General features: G+C 32.0%; 18 protein-coding genes. 12 read left to right on the top strand and 6 right to left on the bottom strand.

The window, feature by feature from the left end; all coding sequences use genetic code 11:
- The first annotated feature begins 62 nt into the window (after nt 1-62).
- Complete coding sequence (locus ACFQ0S_RS08670) at nt 63-1169, top strand: endonuclease (protein WP_379756120.1); 1107 nt, start codon at nt 63-65, stop codon at nt 1167-1169.
- Nucleotides 1170-1255: 86 nt separating this feature from the next.
- Here ACFQ0S_RS08670 and rho read toward each other — a convergent pair whose 3' ends face one another.
- Nucleotides 1256-2992, bottom strand: coding sequence for a transcription termination factor Rho (gene rho / locus ACFQ0S_RS08675; RefSeq protein ID WP_379756117.1), 1737 nt, complete (start codon nt 2990-2992; stop codon nt 1256-1258).
- Between the two features lie 183 nt (nt 2993-3175).
- Between rho and ACFQ0S_RS08680 the strand changes: the two genes are divergently transcribed.
- The 3 genes from ACFQ0S_RS08680 (at nt 3176) to ACFQ0S_RS08690 (ending at nt 6173) form a co-directional block, all read left to right on the top strand.
- A complete protein-coding gene (locus ACFQ0S_RS08680) occupies nt 3176-3589 on the top strand; it encodes a DUF4293 domain-containing protein (RefSeq protein ID WP_379756114.1) in 414 nt (137 codons plus the stop codon).
- 134 nt (nt 3590-3723) lie between these two features.
- Nucleotides 3724-4386 (top strand): response regulator, encoded by a 663-nt coding sequence (locus ACFQ0S_RS08685; RefSeq protein WP_379756111.1) that lies wholly within the window; start codon nt 3724-3726, stop codon nt 4384-4386.
- Nucleotides 4387-4475: 89 nt separating this feature from the next.
- A complete protein-coding gene (locus ACFQ0S_RS08690; RefSeq protein ID WP_379756108.1) occupies nt 4476-6173 on the top strand; it encodes a tetratricopeptide repeat-containing sensor histidine kinase in 1698 nt (565 codons plus the stop codon).
- On the opposite strand, the gene ACFQ0S_RS08695 is transcribed toward ACFQ0S_RS08690, so the two are convergent.
- On the bottom strand, nt 6170-6667 hold the full coding sequence (locus ACFQ0S_RS08695; RefSeq protein ID WP_379756105.1) for a metallophosphoesterase family protein: 498 nt from the start codon (nt 6665-6667) through the stop codon (nt 6170-6172). The genes ACFQ0S_RS08690 and ACFQ0S_RS08695 overlap by 4 nt on opposite strands.
- Nucleotides 6668-6889: 222 nt before the next feature.
- Here ACFQ0S_RS08695 and truA point away from each other — a divergent pair, with 222 nt between their 5' ends.
- The 3 genes from truA (at nt 6890) to lpdA (ending at nt 11187) form a co-directional block, all read left to right on the top strand.
- Entirely contained in the window at nt 6890-7624 is a 735-nt protein-coding gene (gene truA, locus ACFQ0S_RS08700; RefSeq protein WP_379756102.1) for a tRNA pseudouridine(38-40) synthase TruA, read from the top strand.
- 226 nt (nt 7625-7850) lie between these two features.
- Nucleotides 7851-9611, top strand: coding sequence for an ABC transporter ATP-binding protein (locus ACFQ0S_RS08705; RefSeq protein ID WP_379756099.1), 1761 nt, complete (start codon nt 7851-7853; stop codon nt 9609-9611).
- 187 nt (nt 9612-9798) lie between these two features.
- On the top strand, nt 9799-11187 hold the full coding sequence (gene lpdA / locus ACFQ0S_RS08710; RefSeq protein ID WP_379756096.1) for a dihydrolipoyl dehydrogenase: 1389 nt from the start codon (nt 9799-9801) through the stop codon (nt 11185-11187).
- 68 nt (nt 11188-11255) lie between these two features.
- On the opposite strand, the gene ACFQ0S_RS08715 is transcribed toward lpdA, so the two are convergent.
- Complete coding sequence (locus ACFQ0S_RS08715; RefSeq protein WP_379756093.1) at nt 11256-12383, bottom strand: cysteine desulfurase family protein; 1128 nt, start codon at nt 12381-12383, stop codon at nt 11256-11258.
- Between the two features lie 95 nt (nt 12384-12478).
- Between ACFQ0S_RS08715 and ACFQ0S_RS08720 the strand changes: the two genes are divergently transcribed.
- On the top strand, nt 12479-13435 hold the full coding sequence (locus ACFQ0S_RS08720; RefSeq protein WP_379756090.1) for a hypothetical protein: 957 nt from the start codon (nt 12479-12481) through the stop codon (nt 13433-13435).
- Here the strand turns inward: ACFQ0S_RS08720 and ACFQ0S_RS08725 are convergent, their stop codons facing one another.
- Both ACFQ0S_RS08725 and ACFQ0S_RS08730 read right to left on the bottom strand, forming a co-directional pair.
- Complete coding sequence (locus ACFQ0S_RS08725) at nt 13436-13987, bottom strand: Smr/MutS family protein (protein ID WP_379756087.1); 552 nt, start codon at nt 13985-13987, stop codon at nt 13436-13438.
- Entirely contained in the window at nt 13980-14162 is a 183-nt protein-coding gene (locus ACFQ0S_RS08730) for a hypothetical protein (RefSeq protein WP_379756084.1), read from the bottom strand. The genes ACFQ0S_RS08725 and ACFQ0S_RS08730 overlap by 8 nt, the downstream gene beginning before the upstream one ends.
- 120 nt (nt 14163-14282) lie before the next feature.
- Here ACFQ0S_RS08730 and ACFQ0S_RS08735 point away from each other — a divergent pair, with 120 nt between their 5' ends.
- Both ACFQ0S_RS08735 and ACFQ0S_RS08740 read left to right on the top strand, forming a co-directional pair.
- Complete coding sequence (locus tag ACFQ0S_RS08735) at nt 14283-14552, top strand: DUF2752 domain-containing protein (protein ID WP_379756081.1); 270 nt, start codon at nt 14283-14285, stop codon at nt 14550-14552.
- 14 nt (nt 14553-14566) lie between these two features.
- Complete coding sequence (locus tag ACFQ0S_RS08740) at nt 14567-14902, top strand: CCC motif membrane protein (RefSeq protein ID WP_379756078.1); 336 nt, start codon at nt 14567-14569, stop codon at nt 14900-14902.
- 37 nt (nt 14903-14939) lie between these two features.
- Here ACFQ0S_RS08740 and rocD read toward each other — a convergent pair whose 3' ends face one another.
- The gene (rocD, locus tag ACFQ0S_RS08745; protein WP_379756075.1) at nt 14940-16220 is read right to left on the bottom strand and encodes an ornithine--oxo-acid transaminase; all 1281 of its coding nucleotides are present in this window, start codon (nt 16218-16220) and stop codon (nt 14940-14942) included.
- Between the two features lie 315 nt (nt 16221-16535).
- Here rocD and epsC point away from each other — a divergent pair, with 315 nt between their 5' ends.
- Nucleotides 16536-17327, top strand: coding sequence for a serine O-acetyltransferase EpsC (epsC, locus tag ACFQ0S_RS08750; protein ID WP_379756312.1), 792 nt, complete (start codon nt 16536-16538; stop codon nt 17325-17327).
- 1 nt (nt 17328) lies between these two features.
- The gene (gene cysM, locus ACFQ0S_RS08755; RefSeq protein ID WP_379756072.1) at nt 17329-18216 is read left to right on the top strand and encodes a cysteine synthase CysM; all 888 of its coding nucleotides are present in this window, start codon (nt 17329-17331) and stop codon (nt 18214-18216) included.
- Nucleotides 18217-18225 lie beyond the last annotated feature (9 nt).

The raw sequence follows: 18225 nt of genomic DNA on the forward strand, positions 1-18225 counted from the left end.
AATGAACAATTGCCATAATTAAACCGAAATAAAATACTTTTGTTAAAACTGAAATTTGTCGAATGAAAAAACTAATTATACCTATTCTACTACTTTGCATTAATTTTGCATACTCTCAAGCTGGAGCACCCGCTACCCCATACTATAACGGATTTAATTTTAATCAAACTGGATTAGCATTAAAACAAGCATTAGCAAAAAAAATTACCGAAACCCATACCTATATTCTGACTTATGCTCAAGCAGAAAATGCAATTCGATTTACCGATTTAGATCCAGACGATGCTACTAAAACAAACTTATTATTAGTATACGGTTTTGGACCTTCTGTTTGTACAGCAGAAAATTCTCCTGAAACTACAAATGAAAATGATGACCGTAGACGAAATAAAAATTTCGATGGAGTAAATTCTTGTCAATGGAATAGAGAGCATACTTTTGCAAAATCATTGGGAAGTCCTAATTTAGGCGATTTTGATGCAGGAGCAGATGTACACCATTTACGACCATCGGATGTAGAAAGAAATGCAGATAGAGGAAATAAAAAATTTGGTGTAGGTTCAGGAAATTCAGGGACATTTGGTTCAGACTGGTATCCCGGAGATGAATGGAAAGGTGATATTGCAAGAATGATGATGTATATGTATTTGCGCTACGGAGATCAATGTTTACCAGAAAATGTTGGCGTTGGAAAACCTGTTGCAAATGATCCTGCCATGATTGATTTATTTTTAGATTGGAATGCTGAAGATCCTGTTTCGCAGTTTGAAGATAACAGAAATACGTATTTAGGAAATGTAAGTAGTTTTTATGGTCAAGGCAATAGAAATCCATTTATAGACAATCCGTATTTGGCAACTCTCATTTGGGGCGGAACAAAAGCTGAAAATCGCTGGCCAGGAGTATTCTTATCTACTACTGATTTTAATTTATTATCGTCTGTTATAATTTATCCAAATCCTACAAAAAATAACAGAGTAGACATTCAAACTGAAACAGTTGTTGATGAAATCAGTTTAACAAACATTAACGGTCAATTAATTCAATACTTCAAGAAACCGAAATTGCAAAATAATACCTACTCCTTAGAAAATGTAACTCAAGGATTTTACTTTCTGAAATTGACTGCCAATAATCAATCTATTACGAAAAAAGTAATTGTCAATTAAATTTCAATCGCAAACTTAAACAACAAAAAACTCCGATGTAAAAAAGTACATCGGAGTTTTTTTAATTACAATTAGTATTTTATTGATTAATCATTCATTGATATCAAGAATTCTTCGTTATTTCTTGTTTTCTTAAATCGCTCGTTGATGAAATCCATAGCTTCAACAGGATTCATATCTGATAAGTATTTTCTCATAATCCACATGCGTTGCAATGTTTTTTCGTCTAGAAGCAAGTCATCTCTTCTTGTGCTTGATGATGTTAAATCGATAGCCGGGAAAATACGTTTGTTTGCAATTTTTCTATCCAATTGCAGCTCCATATTTCCAGTTCCTTTAAATTCTTCAAAAATTACTTCGTCCATTTTAGATCCTGTTTCAGTTAATGCAGTAGCAATAATACTCAATGACCCACCGTTTTCTACATTTCTGGCTGCACCAAAAAAGCGTTTTGGTTTTTGTAAAGCATTAGCATCTACTCCCCCACTCAAAACCTTTCCAGAGGCAGGCTGTACCGTATTATAGGCTCTTGCTAAACGAGTAATAGAGTCTAATAAAATAACAACATCGTGCCCACATTCTACCAATCGTTTTGCTTTTTCTAAAACGATATTCGCGATTTTTACGTGTTCCTGTGGCTCTCTATCAAAAGTGGATGCAATCACCTCACCACGAACAGAACGTTGCATATCAGTAACCTCTTCAGGACGCTCATCAATAAGTAAAACAATTAAATATACCTCAGGATGATTTGCTGCAATTGCATTAGCAATATCTTTAAGCAACATTGTCTTACCGGTTTTAGGTTGAGCAACGATCATACCACGTTGTCCTTTTCCTATTGGCGAAAACAAATCGATAATACGAGTTGAAATGGAACTCCCCTTTTCAGCCAATCTGAACTTTTCTGTTGGAAAAACTGGTGTTAAATGTTCGAACGAAACTCTATCTCGAACTACTTGAGGATCATGTCCGTTTATTTTTAAAACACGAACCAATGGGAAAAATTTCTCACCTTCCTTTGGTGGACGTACTACTCCTTTTACTGTGTCTCCGGTTTTCAATCCAAATAATCTTATCTGAGAAGTAGATAAATAAATATCATCAGGAGAAGCTAAATAATTATAATCCGACGAACGTAGAAAACCATATCCATCAGGCATCATTTCGAGTACACCTTCACTTTCTATAATTCCATCAAATTCAAAATCGGAATCTCTAAAATTATTCTTCTTATTTTTAAAATTTGGATTTCCGTTATTCGAATTCTGATTCCCATTACCATTTTGATTTTGCTTATGCAATTGATTGGGATTTATTTTCTTTTCAGGAAATTTTGTTTCTGCATTTTCCTCAGCAACTAATACTTTATTTTCTTCCTCAACAGTAGTGCTTTCATCTTTAGGCAATGCTTTTTCGGCCTTTATTGCAATCTTTTTTTCGTAATCAGATTTTTTAAATTTTACAATTTTAGGCGCATTAGCTACAACTGGTGGGGCTTCTTGAGCAACTACATTTTCTTCAACTATTGGAATAATTTCAGTAATTGGTTCATCAATTTTAGAAAAAAGAGTAGCTGTTTTTTTATTTTGAATTGCTGGCTTTTTTTCTGGTGTAATTCTTGCTCTTTTAGGTTTGTTGTCTATAATTTCTTGAGAATTATTAACTGTAGTTTCAGATGACTCACTAGTGTTTTGATGTTTTATTATCAAATCTATTAAAGCTTCTTTTTTAACGCCAGCAATCTTTATTGTTTTAGCTAATTTAGCTATATCTTGAAGCTCAGCAAGCTTCATTTCTTTTAATACAGAAATATCAAACATGAATGTTATTTGAATTTAATTGATTTGGTATACGATGTAAAATGTGTAGTGTATTTTTATTCTTGGAATTGTTCGTAAAATGAAGTACTTACGATTTTGTTTTGCAATAATACGAATAAAATTTTATCATACAATAGTATTTATAAAAAAGAAAATATATTTTTGTGAACGAAAATCAATTTTATGATTCAAAGAATACAAACAGTTTATCTAATACTTGCTCTAGTCATTACAGGGGTTTTGCCATTTTTTTTTCCTTTATGGACTTTAAGTAATGGCAAAGAATTCTTTTTTATGGTAAATCAAGGTTATGTGGCATTGTTTGGTTTAAGTACTTCTTTATCGTTATTAAGTATCTTGTTTTACAAAAAAAGACAACATCAATTTGTTATCGGCAGATTGAATATCATATTAAATTTAATTTTATTAGGATTATTTGTATATCGTTCGCTAAATGTATCTGGAGAAACAATTGTTGTTTCTGAGAAAGGTATTGGGATGTTTCTACCTATTATTTCTATCGTTTTTTTAGTTTTGGCCAACAAAGCTATCAAAAAGGACGAAGATCTCGTAAAATCTGTGGATAGATTGAGATAAACCTATAAACTTAGTTTATTAGTGCGAAGAAAAACCTGAACGTAAATGTTCGGGTTTTTTTTTGAAATATCACTAAATTTAGTGATATGATTCCTACATAATTTAAGTTAAGTTTGTTGAAATGAATTTTTACAATGGCTGAAAAAATTAAAGTTTATCTCGCAGACGACCATCAAATGCTAATTGAAGGGATGAAAGCCGTTATAAAAACGAACGATAATTTTGAAGTAGTAGGCTTTTCGCTAAACGGAATGCAGCTAATAGAACAAGTTGAAAGGGCTGAAGCTGACATTCTTGTAATGGATATTAACATGCCTGAGAAAGATGGAATAGCAGTTTTAAAAGAATTATCAATTACCAAAACACCCTTTAAAGTTATTGTTCTCTCTAGTTACGATGATTTAAAATTAGTTAAGGAAGTTATAAAATTAGGCGCGCGTGGGTATTTAACAAAGCAAAGTGTAGGTGATAGCATCATAGAAGCATTAACTGAAGTGCATAATGGACAAGAATATTTTTGCAATATCATGCAGGAGAAAATTTTAGCTTCGTTTTCCCAAAACAATAAAAAAGAAGATCAATCAGGACTACTTCCACCCATTTATTTAACAGATCGAGAACTTGTAATTATAAAACTTATTGCTTTAGAATATAGCGGTAAAATGATAAGCGAAAAATTGTTTATTAGTACTAATACAGTTGAAACACATCGGAAAAATTTATTGAAAAAATTGAATGTAAAAAGTTCTATAGGTTTAGTAAAGTATGCCATTAAAAATAATTTGATTCATTTTTAAAGGTATGCATTCATCAAAACAGAAAAATAATACAAGAAATTATTGATTTATTTTAATATGTCTATATATTTATGAAGTAAAAATAATTAATGTTGCAAAAGCGAATCTATATAGTTGTTTCAGTATTACTAATTCATTTTAGTTTTATTGCGTTTGCGCAACAAAAAATACTTTCAAAAAAAGAAATTGCTCAATTAGTTAAAGAATGCACTCTTTTAATGAAATCTGGAAAATACGACCAGTCGTTAATTAAATCTAGATATGCCCTAACACAATGTAAGGCAATTAATGATAATGATTTAATTGCTACCTGTTACAATACTATTGCTGCAAATCTTGATGAATTGAATTATCCTGAAAAGGCATTATTTTATTATAACAAAAGTTTATTTTATGCTGATAAAACGAATAATGACGATCTTAAAAATAAGCTTAACAACAATTTAGGAAATATCTATTGCTTTGATAAGAAACAATTTGAAAGAGGATTTAACCACTACAAAAAATCGATAGCATTAAGTACCAAAATTAAGGATTCCTCTCAAATTTATTTTACTACAATCAATATCATTTGGGCCTGTTTTGATAATAAATTATACAAAAAAGGATTGCCTTATTTAAATTTTGCAAACAAGTTTCAAAAAAAATTCGGAAATTCTTCAAATATTGTTGGTTTAAATATGCTAAACGGTATTTATTATAGTCATATTAATAAAAATAAAGAAGCCAATACCTATTTTGAAAATGCACTAAAGTTTGGACTTAAATACGATAATAAGTCTGATTTATCCTATGTTTACCTAGAATATTCAAAATTCTTAATGAAGATAGGCAATCATAAAAAAGCATATGAATATTTAGAATTATACTCGAAAATTAATGATGAACTCATTAATGAGGAGATTCTAATTAAGACCAATATTGCACACTTAAATCTAGAACTCGAAGAATCAAAAAGACAAATTAAGAGAGTAGAAAATAGCTATAAGCAAAAGCAACAACAGCTTAAAGAAAATGCAGCTAAAAATCAAAGGCTATTTTTAATCATTATTGCTCTGTTAACAATCTTTGGTATTTTGCTTTACTTTTTCTTTCAAAATGCTAAACTAAAACAAAAAAACAAACTCAATAAAATAAGAAGTAAACTACAGCTCAATGTTATTAACGCTACTTTTGACGGTAAAGAAATTGAGCGAAAAAAAATAGCCAGTCTTTTACATGATAGTATAAGTTCAAAATTATCTTCAGCTGGATTACAACTATCTGCTTTTTCAGCTATTACTAAAATTGATTCCGAAGAAATAAAAAAAACAAAAGAAATCCTAAAAGAAGTTCATGACGAAATTAGAAATTTGTCACACGAACTATCCCCATCATTACTTGCTAAATTTGGATTATTTCACGCTATTCAAGATTTATGTGATAAGAATACTAATACTTTGATTGAATTTAAACATACAATTGCTGTTGATTTAAAACAAATATACAATGAAGATTTTGAAACAAAGTTATATCATATTATTTCGGAATTATTTAATAATATTCTAAAACACAGCAGTGCAAGTAAAGCTGTAATTACTATCGAAGAAAAATACAGAGAACTAATAATTATTATAGAAGACAACGGAAAAGGATTTAAAACAACCAAATCTATATCAAATGAAGGATTTGGATTAACCCAAATTAGAGCCAGAATTTCTAGTATGAATGGAAAATTTTCTATAAATTCAATTGTAGATAAAGGTACACTTGTAACTTTAAAAGTACCTATTAAAGAAAAAAATTAAACCTTTTTCTCTATTTCTATAATCTCTAAATCTTTTATTTTTTCGCCATCAATGACAAATCGGAGCATGGTTCGTACTTGATGAAAACCGCTTTTTCCAGCTGCACCGGGATTCATGTGCAGGAAATTATTTTTTTTATCGAACATTACTTTTAAAATATGAGAATGACCACAAATAAATAATTTTGGCGGATTTGTAGTTATTTCAGTCTTAATGTTAGGGTTGTATTTTCCAGGATAGCCTCCAATATGAGTGATCCAAACATCAACTCCTTCGCACATAAATCTATTGTGCAACGGAAACTCCAATCGGGCTTTATCATCATCAATATTCCCATAAACGGCACGTAATTTTTTTTGTTTTTTTATTGAATCGGTAACCATTAAATCGCCAATGTCCCCTGCATGCCATACCTCATCTGCTTGATCAACATATTTCAAAATAGTATCATCAATATGGCTGTGTGTATCTGAAAGTAGTAGGATTTTTTTCATATGTTGATATTTATTGTTTTTTATCTGTCATATGTAATTCGCATATCATCATTGCTGTTTGCAACCAATTTTCAGTCATGCTCATTTCATCGAACGATAATTGGGTTTGGCTGTAAAATTAATCAATACAATTCCAAATTCAAATTAACAATATGTTGTATTTTCACAATACAAAAATCATACATTAATAAGTATCTTTGCCTAATCAAAAAAAAGATTTTCTTGCGCTACTTTATCAAATTTTCTTATAACGGAACAAACTATCACGGTTGGCAAAGTCAGCCTAATGCACATTCTGTTCAAGAGACTCTTGGCAAAGCGCTCTCTATAATATTACATTCTGAAATTAGTTTGATGGGAGCAGGACGCACCGATACTGGTGTTCACGCTAAAGAAATGTTTGCTCATTTTGATTTAGAAATGACAATCGATTCATTAAAAACTATTCACCAACTCAATTCCTATTTACCTAGCGACATTGCTATATTTGATATTATTCGAGTAAATAATGAGGCACATGCCCGTTTTGATGCTACTAAAAGAACTTACGAGTATCATATTCATTCATTTAAAAATGCTTTTCTAGAGCAACAGAGTTGGTATTATAAAAAAGAGTTAGATGTCAGTTTAATGAATGAAGCTGCTAAAATTTTATTAGAACATGAAGATTTTCAATGTTTTTCGAAAGTAAACACGGAGGTCAACACTTTTAATTGTAAAATTTTTGAAGCCTTTTGGCAAAAAGAGAATAATCAATACGTCTTTACTATATCGGCAAACCGATTTCTTAGAAATATGGTTAGAGCAATTGTTGGAACTTTGATTAAAGTAGGCTTGCATCAAATAACATTAACTGAATTTAATGCTATAATAGAAAGTAAAAGCAGAAGCGAAGCTGGATTTTCAGTACCTGCTCATGGATTGTATTTAACAAAAATTGAATATGATTATTTGTAAAGAACAGAAAATAGAAAATAGAATAAATAGTATAGAAAATAGAGATTCTCATTGATATTGTCATTCATATTGTCATTGATATTGATATTGTTATTGATATTGTTATTGATATTGTTATTGACATTTAAAAAAAACTAGCCCAGATTGCAGTGAAAATCCTTTTTGTTTTTGCTGCCAAAAACAAAAAGATTGCAACGTAAAGCTGGATTAAGCTCCTAAAAAAATAATGAAAGCAAAAGTATTCGATACTAAAATATTTAAACGAATCTTGGAATATACCAAACCCTATCAATGGCGGTTTAATGGTGTAATCCTTTTTGCCGTTTCCCTTTCTGTTTTTGCAGCGCTACGCCCCTATTTGTTGAAACAAACCGTAGACGAGTACATTAAAACTCATGATCCTAAAGGGTTGCTTTTTTATGTAAGCATCATGGGAGTTGTATTATTATTAGAAGTTTTTTCTCAGTTTTATTTTGTTTTTTGGGCAAACTGGTTAGGACAAGACATCGTTAAAGACATTCGAATAAAACTCTTCAAACACATGATGAGCTTTAGAATGAAATATTATGATAACGCTCCCGTAGGTCAACTGGTTACTCGTTCTGTTTCAGACATTGAAGCCATTGCTAGGATATTCAGTCAAGGGTTGTTCATGATTATTAGCGATTTAATGAAAATGCTGGTAGTGCTTATCTTCATGTTTATTATGAATTGGAAATTAACTTGGATTGTTATCATTGCGATGCCAATTCTAGTTTTTATTACAAGGATTTTTCAAAAGAAAATGCAAGTAGCTTTTGAAGAGGTAAGAAACCAAATTGCCAATATGAACACCTTTGTTCAAGAACGAGTTACTGGAATGAAGATTGTGCAACTTTTTAATCGGGAAGATATCGAAGCTGAAAAGTTTAGTGAAATAAACAATAAGCATAACAAAGCTTGGATAAAAACAATTTTATACAACTCTATTTTCTTTCCGATTGCCGATATAATTACGTCACTTACTTTAGGTTTTATAGTTCTTTATGGGGGAATAAAAATTTTAAACGGAGACCATTTTACCACTTTTGGCGATTTATTTTCCTATACCATGTTCATAGGAATGTTATTCAATCCGTTGCGCCAGATAGCCGATAAATTCAACGAAATGCAAATGGGAATGATAGCTGCTAATCGTGTTTTTGATATTTTAGACACCAAAGATCAAATTCAAGATACGGGAATGATTGAAGCGCCACTATTTAAAGGTAATATTCAGTTCAATGACGTTCACTTCAGTTACATCAAAAATGAAGAAGTCATAAAAGGAATTAATTTAGATGTAAAAGCAGGGCAAACTATTGCAATAGTAGGATCAACAGGGGCCGGAAAATCGACAATAATTAATTTACTGAATCGTTTTTATGAAATTAGCAAAGGAGCTATTTTTATTGATGGTCATAACATTAATGAGTATAGTCTGAGTTCCATTAGAAAACAAATAGCTGTTGTTTTACAAGATGTATTCTTGTTTGCCGATACCATTTTAAACAACATTACATTAAACAATCCTGAAATTTCAAGAGAACAAGTGATTCAAGCCGCAAAAAAAATTGGAGTTCATGAGTTTATAATGAGTTTACCTGAAGGTTATGATTATAATGTAAAAGAACGAGGCGTTATGCTTTCATCAGGTCAACGACAATTAATTGCTTTTTTACGAGCCTATGTAAGTAATCCAAGTATTTTAATATTAGATGAAGCAACCTCATCAATTGATACGTATTCTGAAGAGTTAATTCAACAAGCTACCGAAAAAATCACAACAGGAAGAACCTCGATTGTTATTGCACATCGACTAGCAACAATTGTCAATGCTGATAAAATTGTGGTTATGGATAAAGGATTAATAGTCGAACAAGGTACACATCATGAACTACTAAACATTGAAGGAGGTTTTTATAAGAATTTGTATAACTCACAGTTTTTAGTTGAAAACAATTCTTAATTCACAATTCGCAATTACATAAATATTCCTTAATTTCGCTAACTGAAAATTATTAAGAAAAAAATAGAACAATAGCATGAGCTTTTGCGACTGCATTTCACAATTAAAAAATAAATAAAAAAACATTGAAATGACACGAGGCTTTGCCGACTGCATTTTGTACAAATAACAAATAAATAAGCACAAAATGAAATACGATATTATAGTTTTAGGAAGTGGTCCTGGCGGATATGTTACAGCAATTCGCGCCTCTCAATTAGGCTTTAAAGTAGCCGTTATTGAAAAAGAAAGTTTAGGTGGCGTTTGTTTAAACTGGGGATGTATTCCAACTAAAGCCTTATTAAAATCGGCACAAGTTTTTGATTATCTAAAACATGCTGCTGATTACGGTTTGACAGTTACTGCTTTCGATAAAGATTTTAATGCAGTTGTAAATCGTTCCAGAAATGTAGCTGGCGATATGAGCAAAGGAGTTCAATTCTTAATGAAGAAAAATAAGATTGATGTAATCATTGGTTTTGGAAAAATAAAACCAGGTAAAAAAATAGATGTAAAAACAGCTGACGGAACAGTAACAGAATACAGTGCCGATCATATCATTATTGCTACAGGCGCGCGTTCTCGTGAATTGCCAAACTTGCCACAAGATGGTGTAAAAGTAATAGGCTATCGCCAAGCTATGACTTTACCCTCTCAACCTAAATCGATGATTATTGTAGGTTCAGGAGCTATTGGAGTCGAATTTGCTCATTTTTATAACGCCATGGGAACAGATGTTACTATAGTTGAATTTATGCCAAATGTAGTACCAGTTGAAGATGAAGATATTTCGAAACAATTTGAAAGATCTATGAAAAAAGCGGGTGTAAAAATTATGACTTCATCCTCTGTAGAACGAATTGATACTTCAGGTTCAGGAGTAAAAGCATTTGTGAAAACAGCAAAAGGAGAAGAAGTTTTAGAGGCTGATATTTTACTTTCAGCTGTTGGAATTAAAACCAATATCGAAAATATAGGTCTAGAAGAAGTTGGTATTGCTACTGACAAAGACAAAATTTTGGTAAATGCCTATTCTCAAACCAACATTCCGGGTTATTATGCTATTGGAGATGTTACTCCTGGTCAGGCTTTAGCTCACGTAGCATCAGCAGAAGGAATAAATTGTGTGGAAAAAATTGCAGGTTTACACGTAGAACCAATTGATTACGGAAATGTACCTGGTTGTACTTATGCTACGCCAGAAATTGCTTCAGTAGGTTTGACTGAAAAACAGGCAAAAGAAAAAGGATACGAACTTAAAATTGGAAAATTCCCATTCTCAGCTTCAGGAAAAGCAAAAGCATCAGGAACTCCTGATGGTTTTGTAAAAGTAATTTTCGATGCTAAATATGGCGAATGGTTAGGTTGTCATATGATAGGTGCTGGAGTTACTGATATGATTGCAGAAGCAGTAGTAGCACGTAAACTTGAAACTACCGGACATGATATCTTAAAAACAATTCATCCACATCCAACTATGAGTGAAGCAGTGATGGAAGCCGTTGCCGATGCTTATGGAGAAGTAATTCATTTGTAAGTACGAGGATAGAGGTACGAAGTAAGAAGTATAAAAAATCCGATTTGGAAATTTCAAATCGGATTTTTTTATGCTAAAATTTTCAAACTTTCAATTAAATAATCGATATCCTCTTTTGTATTGTAGTGACTAAACGAAATTCGTAAGCTGGGTTTAATTGAGTCTTCTTTAGATAAAATTTCGTCTAAAACATGTGAAGGACTTATACTTCCTGATTGACAAGCACTTCCTCTAGAAATAGCTATCCCTTTCATATCTAAATGAAACAATATCATAGCCGTTTTATCTTCTGAAAAAGGCAACATGACATTCAAAATCGTATAAAAACCGTCTTGACTTCCATTGATTTTATACTCGGGGAATGTTAATTCGAGTTGATTGATTAAATAGAATCTCAAGTCAGAAATATGTTTTCTATCCGATTCTAAATTTGCGTAAGAGAGTTCTAAAGCCAAAGCCATTCCTGCTATTTGATGTACCCCTTCAGTTCCTGGACGCAATCCTTTTTCTTGTTCGCCACCATAAAATAAAGGCCGCAATCCTGATTTTCTTCTAACAAAAGCAAAACCAATTCCTTTAGGTCCGTGAAATTTATGGGCACTTGCCACAATAAAATCTACAGGAATTGATTGTAAATCAATTTCGGTTTTACCAACAGATTGCACCGTATCTGAATGAAAAAGCGCATTATTTTGTTTGCAAATGCGTCCTACTTTATTTAAATCTAAGACCGTACCTATTTCATTATTTACGTGCATCAAACTCACTAAGGTTTTAATTTCTTGTGAAAGCAATTCTACTAAATCATTAAAATCAATTTCTCCATTTGGTTTAATTGAAACATAATCGACCTGTATATTGTATTCGTTTTGCAAGGCTTGAACAACGTGTAAAACAGCATGATGCTCAATTTTACTAGTTATGATTCGTTTTACTCTTAGATCCTTAACTGCTGAACGCAAAATCCAATTGTTAGATTCTGTTCCGCACGAAGTAAATATAATTTCTTGCGAAGTACAATTGAGCTGCTTGGCAATAGATTTTCTAGAAAGCTCTAAAATACTTTTTGCATTTCGACCTAAACTATGCGTTGAAGAGGGGTTTCCGTAATCATCTGCTAAAATTGTAGTCATTTCTTGAATGACTTCCTTACGGATTTTAGTAGTTGAAGCGTTATCGAGGTATACTTTTTTCATTACAGCAAAGTTATAAATTTTTAGCTTAATTTATGAAATACAAATTGATTGGGATTGCAAATTAAAATACTATTTTTGTGCTAAATTATATTACGATGAAAAGATTATTGGGGTTGTTGGTTTTTATTGTACTTCTAAATGGCTGCGATGACGGCAAATTGACTGTTGATATTATTAATTTTGAAGATGTTACTGCAAGTCCTTGCGGAGAAATAATTTATAAATTAAAGGATACTGAAGCCTTATTTATGAATATACCTGCATCAGAAAATGCTTTCGTAAATGATGAAACTCTTGAAGGCAAACCCAGAGAAATACTAATTGAAGGTGAAGTAACTGTAAAATACCGTTCGTATAATGGCAAAGTTTCTAAAGATAATATTTGCGAAATAGCTGGACCAATAACCCCAGCTGCTACCAGTGAGTGGATAGCAAAATCTGGAACCATACAAGTTACTACAAAAGCAAATTATTCAGCTACTAATGCAGAAACGGGGCAGAAAAAAATTTCGGGATACAGCCATTTTATTGTTTATAAGAATATTGTTTTTTCTAAAAGTGACGGCAATGAACAAAAGTACGATACTTTTACTTTTGGAACCTACGAAACGAATGCTACAGCGTTACCATTTTCTTTTGATCCAAAACTTGTGAAACAATGTACCTCTAGAACTAAAATCTTTAATGCTAGAAATAATGGAACGGAAAGTTTAGTAATAGAAGATGTAGATTCTAATTTAATTCAAAATAATATCGGTACAATTACTCAACCCATATCAGCTACAACTAACAAACTCGTTTATAGATTGTACAGAGGTTCGTTACCAACATTAGCTTTACAACCTGACTATTTTTGCGGAGATATTACGCCAACTAATCCAGTTCTTTCAGAAGAATGGGTAGCTACTAGTGGGGACATCGAAGTAAGCACAACGACTTCAGGAGGAATACTACATATGATACGTTTAAAGAAAGTAACTTTTAAAAGAGGCAACAGTTCTTTTTATTATGGTGACGATATGCTGTTTGGAGAACTTTTACTTGCAAACTAACTATTTTACATTTTGTTTGATATACACCTCAGTGGCACCTAAACCGTATTTTTGATAATTGGCTTCTTGAAAAACTATGTTCTCATAGCGACCTAGTAAAAAATCGAGCTCTGCCTTTAGTACACCTTCACCTACTCCGTGAATAAAAACAATTTTAGGAATCCTATTTCTAATAGCAAATTCGATATGTCTTTTTGCCGTTTCTGATTGTAATGTAAGAATATCATAGTTGCTCATTCCTCTAAAATTGGTTACTAATTTTTCGATATGTAAATCGAATTCTGGCGGAGGTATTTCGCCTTTAGTTTTCTTTTCTTTTACAAAACTTCTGGGTTTTGGGATTTCTTTTTCTCTTTTTATTTCATTTAAATTAAAACTTCCTGTTTTTATGTTTAAATCGCTGGTATTGTTAATTCTAACAAGTTCTTTAGGTGAAAAAATCATGGTAAAACCATCCTCTGTTTCTATTGCAATTTCATTATTTTTAACCGATAAAACAACACCATTAATTGCCTCGTCTAAAACGGAAACCTTATCACCTATATTAAACATCGTCATTCTTTTTTTCTTGATTCTTACTAGGCGTTTTAGCACTTAACCGCATCATACCAAACATGAATACTACCACGGCAATAATCATTATATATACATTTTTATCATCACCACTTTGCTCGTAAAAAGCAATCGTAATGGCAATAATCATTATTGGAATTAATAGTTTTTTCATTTGAATGGTATCAGATTCCAAAAGTAACAAACTTTAAAATAATATACTTACTAATCGATAATGAATATTTTTTTGTAAAATTGTAAACTAAATACTATTACTTTGGATCTAGAAAGATTTATGATTCCCTGTGTAAACAAAAAGCTTTTTGGAGTGGAATGTTTGGGTTGTGGCACTCAAAGAGCCTTAGTACTACTTTTTAAGGGAGATTTTGCGGGAGCTTTTCATATGTTTCCTGCTATTTATACCACTGTATTGTTTTTTGGAATTCTTGGTTTGCATTTTATTGATAAAAGTAGAAACTATCATAAATCAATTATATTTCTGGCTATAGTTAATGCTATCATAATGATAGTTTCCTATATTTACAAAATGATTATTCACCTCTAAAACACAATATCGAAATGGAAAAACAAAAATTACCCAATGCAACCGCAGTACTTATATTAGGAATTGCATCGATACTAACCTGCTGTTGTTATGGCATCATAGGCCTTATATTAGGAATTGTAGCCATTGTATTGGCTAAAAAAGATAGTGCAACTTATAATGAAAACCCAGAATTGTATAGTGGCTACGCTAATTTAAATACTGGTAAAATTTTAGCAATTATTGGAATTGTTTTAAGTTCCATATATTTAATAATTACTATTTATTTTTATACCGTAATTGGAGAAGATGGCATGAAAGATTTTCAACAAAATTTGATTGAAAAAATGAAACAGCAGCAAGAACAATAAATAAAAAATCCTCCAATTGGAGGATTTTTTAGTAGTATTACTTCTCAAACTGTTGCAATGTTTTTATAATAATTGCAATACAATCGAGCAGTTGCTCTTCGTTAATTACTAATGGAGGTGCAAAGCGAATAATATTACCGTGAGTGGGCTTTGCCAATAGTCCGTTATCACTTAATGACATACAAATATTCCAAGCCGTATCACTTACTTCAGTGTCGTTTATAACCACAGCATTCAATAACCCTCTTCCTCTTACTAAGGTTGCAATTGAACTTGTTTTGATATATTCGTTTAATTTACTTCGGAATAATTCACCTAAAACTCTGGCGTTTTGAGCTAAATTCTCATCTGCTACAACTTCTAATGCTGCTTTTGCAACGGCTGCAGCTATAGGATTTCCACCAAAAGTAGAACCGTGTTGTCCTGGTTTTATAACATACATTATAGCATCATTAGCCAAAACCGCAGAAACGGGATAGGCTCCCCCTGAGATGGCTTTTCCTAAAATTAAAATATCTGGTGTAGCATAAGTCTCTTGTCTTTCACAATGATTTTTACAAGAACAATCTCCACAAACGGCTAAAAGCGATCCTGTTCTAGCAATACCAGTCTGAATTTCATCAGCAATAAATAAAACATTGTATTTGTTGCATAATGCTTTAGCGCGCATCACATAATCACTGGCTGGAGTATAAACGCCTGCTTCACCCTGAATAGGTTCTACAAGAAAACCAGCACAATTTTTTGAAGATTTTAAAACATTTTCTAAAGCTTCAATATCATCATAAGGAATCGAAATAAATCCATTTGTATACGGACCAAAGTTCTTACGAGCATTTGCATCATTTGAAAATGAAATTATAGTTGTAGTTCTCCCATGAAAATTGCCATCACAAACAATAATCTGCGCTTCATTTTCTGGAATCCCTTTTACTTCATAGGACCATTTTCTTGCTAGTTTTATGGCAGTTTCAACAGCTTCTGCACCAGTATTCATTGGTAAAACTTTATCGAATCCGAAATATTTTGTCAAAAACTCTTCGTAAGGACCTAATTGATCGTTATAAAAAGCTCGAGAGGTTAATGTCAATTTTTGAGCTTGTTGCACCAATGCTCCTACAATTTTAGGATGACAATGACCTTGATTTACAGCTGAATAAGCCGATAAAAAATCATAATACTTCTTCCCGTCTACATCCCATACATGTACTCCTTCTCCCCTACTTAAAACTACTGGTAACGGATGGTAATTGTGTGCTCCATATTTGTTTTCTAAAGCGATTATTGCTTCCGATTTTGTTTTTTCAACAACTGACATTTTAAAATTTTTTTAAATACTTGCCTTTACCATTCCTTCTTTTAGAGAGAAATCATCTAATTTGCATCAAATTTAATATTAATTAATCGAAAATATTCAAAAGACAAACACTTTCTGTTTACAGATTGCATTCAATAATAGGCAAATGGGTATTTAAAATGATCAAATTAACTTTAGAATAACTTCTTTTTATTTGAGTAACTATGGTTAAATTGCTCCGTTTTTCAAACAATATTTGTATTTTTTATAAAATTGGTTTGAGTTCCTAAAAAACATATTACTTTTATGCCATAGATAACATTAACTTTTTTAATGGTGACAAAAAATAGTATCATTCAAAATATAGATTCCTTGAAGCTGAACACTTCTATCAATTATGGAATTAAAACCAAAACAGAAGCTTTTACCGAAAAACTGTTTTACACTTTATTTGATTCAAAAGCACATCTTGAGGAAAGCATTAATGAATTAGAAAAACAGTTTAAAGAAATTTCGAGTATTGCCTGCAAAAAAACCAGTGAACTTTGCGATGAAAACTGGGATAAGTTTCTAGCAAAATTGCCAGTTGTTTTAGAAAGACTGAACGAAGATGCAGCTTATATTCTAGAAAACGATCCTGCTTCAAATAGTATTGAAGAAGTATATCTTGCTTATCCTGGCTTTTATGCCATAGCTATTTACAGACTAAGTCATGAATTGTACTCACTCGATTTACTATTATTTTCCAGATTGATGAGTGAGTATGCACATCGCATTACAGGAACTGACATTCATGCAGGTGCCACTATTGCCACTCCCTTTTTTATAGATCATGCTACAGGAATTGTAATTGGTGAAACTACTGTTATCGAAAAGCATGTAAAAATCTATCAAGGTGTAACCTTAGGCGCTTTGAGTGTAAGCAAAAGCATGAAAAACGCTAAGCGACATCCAACAGTTGAAAAAAATGTCTGTATTTATGCCAACGCTACCATTTTAGGAGGCGATACTATCATAGGAAAAAACAGCATTATAGGAGGTAATACATGGATTACAAAATCGATTCCCGAAAAATCTGTTGTGACCAATACTACAACTACAGAAGTAAAAATAAAAGAATTAAAATAGTATGAAGCCTCAAAAGTTATTAGATCTTATTGGAAATACGCCATTGATGGAATCGACTTCTTTAGTAAAAAATAAAAATGTAAAACTGCTATTAAAGCTCGAAGGCAATAATCCTGGCGGAAGTGTAAAAGACCGAGCAGCCTACAACATGATAGCATCGGCAATAGAAAGAGGCGACATAAAAAAAGGGGATAAACTCATTGAAGCTACCAGCGGAAACACAGGAATTGCTTTGGCGATGATTGCACAACTCTTTAATTTAGAAATAGAACTAATTCTTCCTGAAAATTCAACTATAGAACGCACACAAACCATGCGTGCTTATGGTGCAACCGTAATTTTAACGCCCGCTAACGAAGGTATTATTGGTTCACGTGATTATGCTGACAAAAAAATGGCTGAAGGAGGCTACTACATGTTAAACCAGTTTGCCAATGACGACAACTGGAAAGCGCATTACAAAACTACTGGTCCAGAAATTTGGAATGATACCGAAGGAACCGTTACTCATTTTGTAGCTGCAATGGGAACAACAGGAACTATTATTGGGACTTCAACGTATTTGAAAGAAAAAAATCCAAACATACAAATCATTGGTGCGCAGCCTAGTGATGGCTCCCAAATTCCTGGAATCCGGAAATGGCCACAAGAATATTTACCCAAAATTTTTGATGCTTCAAAAGTAGATACTATCATAGAAGTAAGTGAACAAGAAGCACGTGAAATGACTAAAAGATTAGCAAAAGAAGAAAGTGTTTTTGCCGGAATGAGCAGCGGCGGTTCAGTAGCTACAGCACTAAAAATAGCCAATGAGTTAGAATCAGGTGTTGTGGTTGCTATTATTTGTGACCGTGGCGATCGCTATTTGTCTTCCGATTTATTTGACTAAATAACAACT

The sequence above is a fragment of the Flavobacterium myungsuense genome, assembly GCF_042677265.1.
Taxonomy (GTDB): domain Bacteria; phylum Bacteroidota; class Bacteroidia; order Flavobacteriales; family Flavobacteriaceae; genus Flavobacterium; species Flavobacterium myungsuense.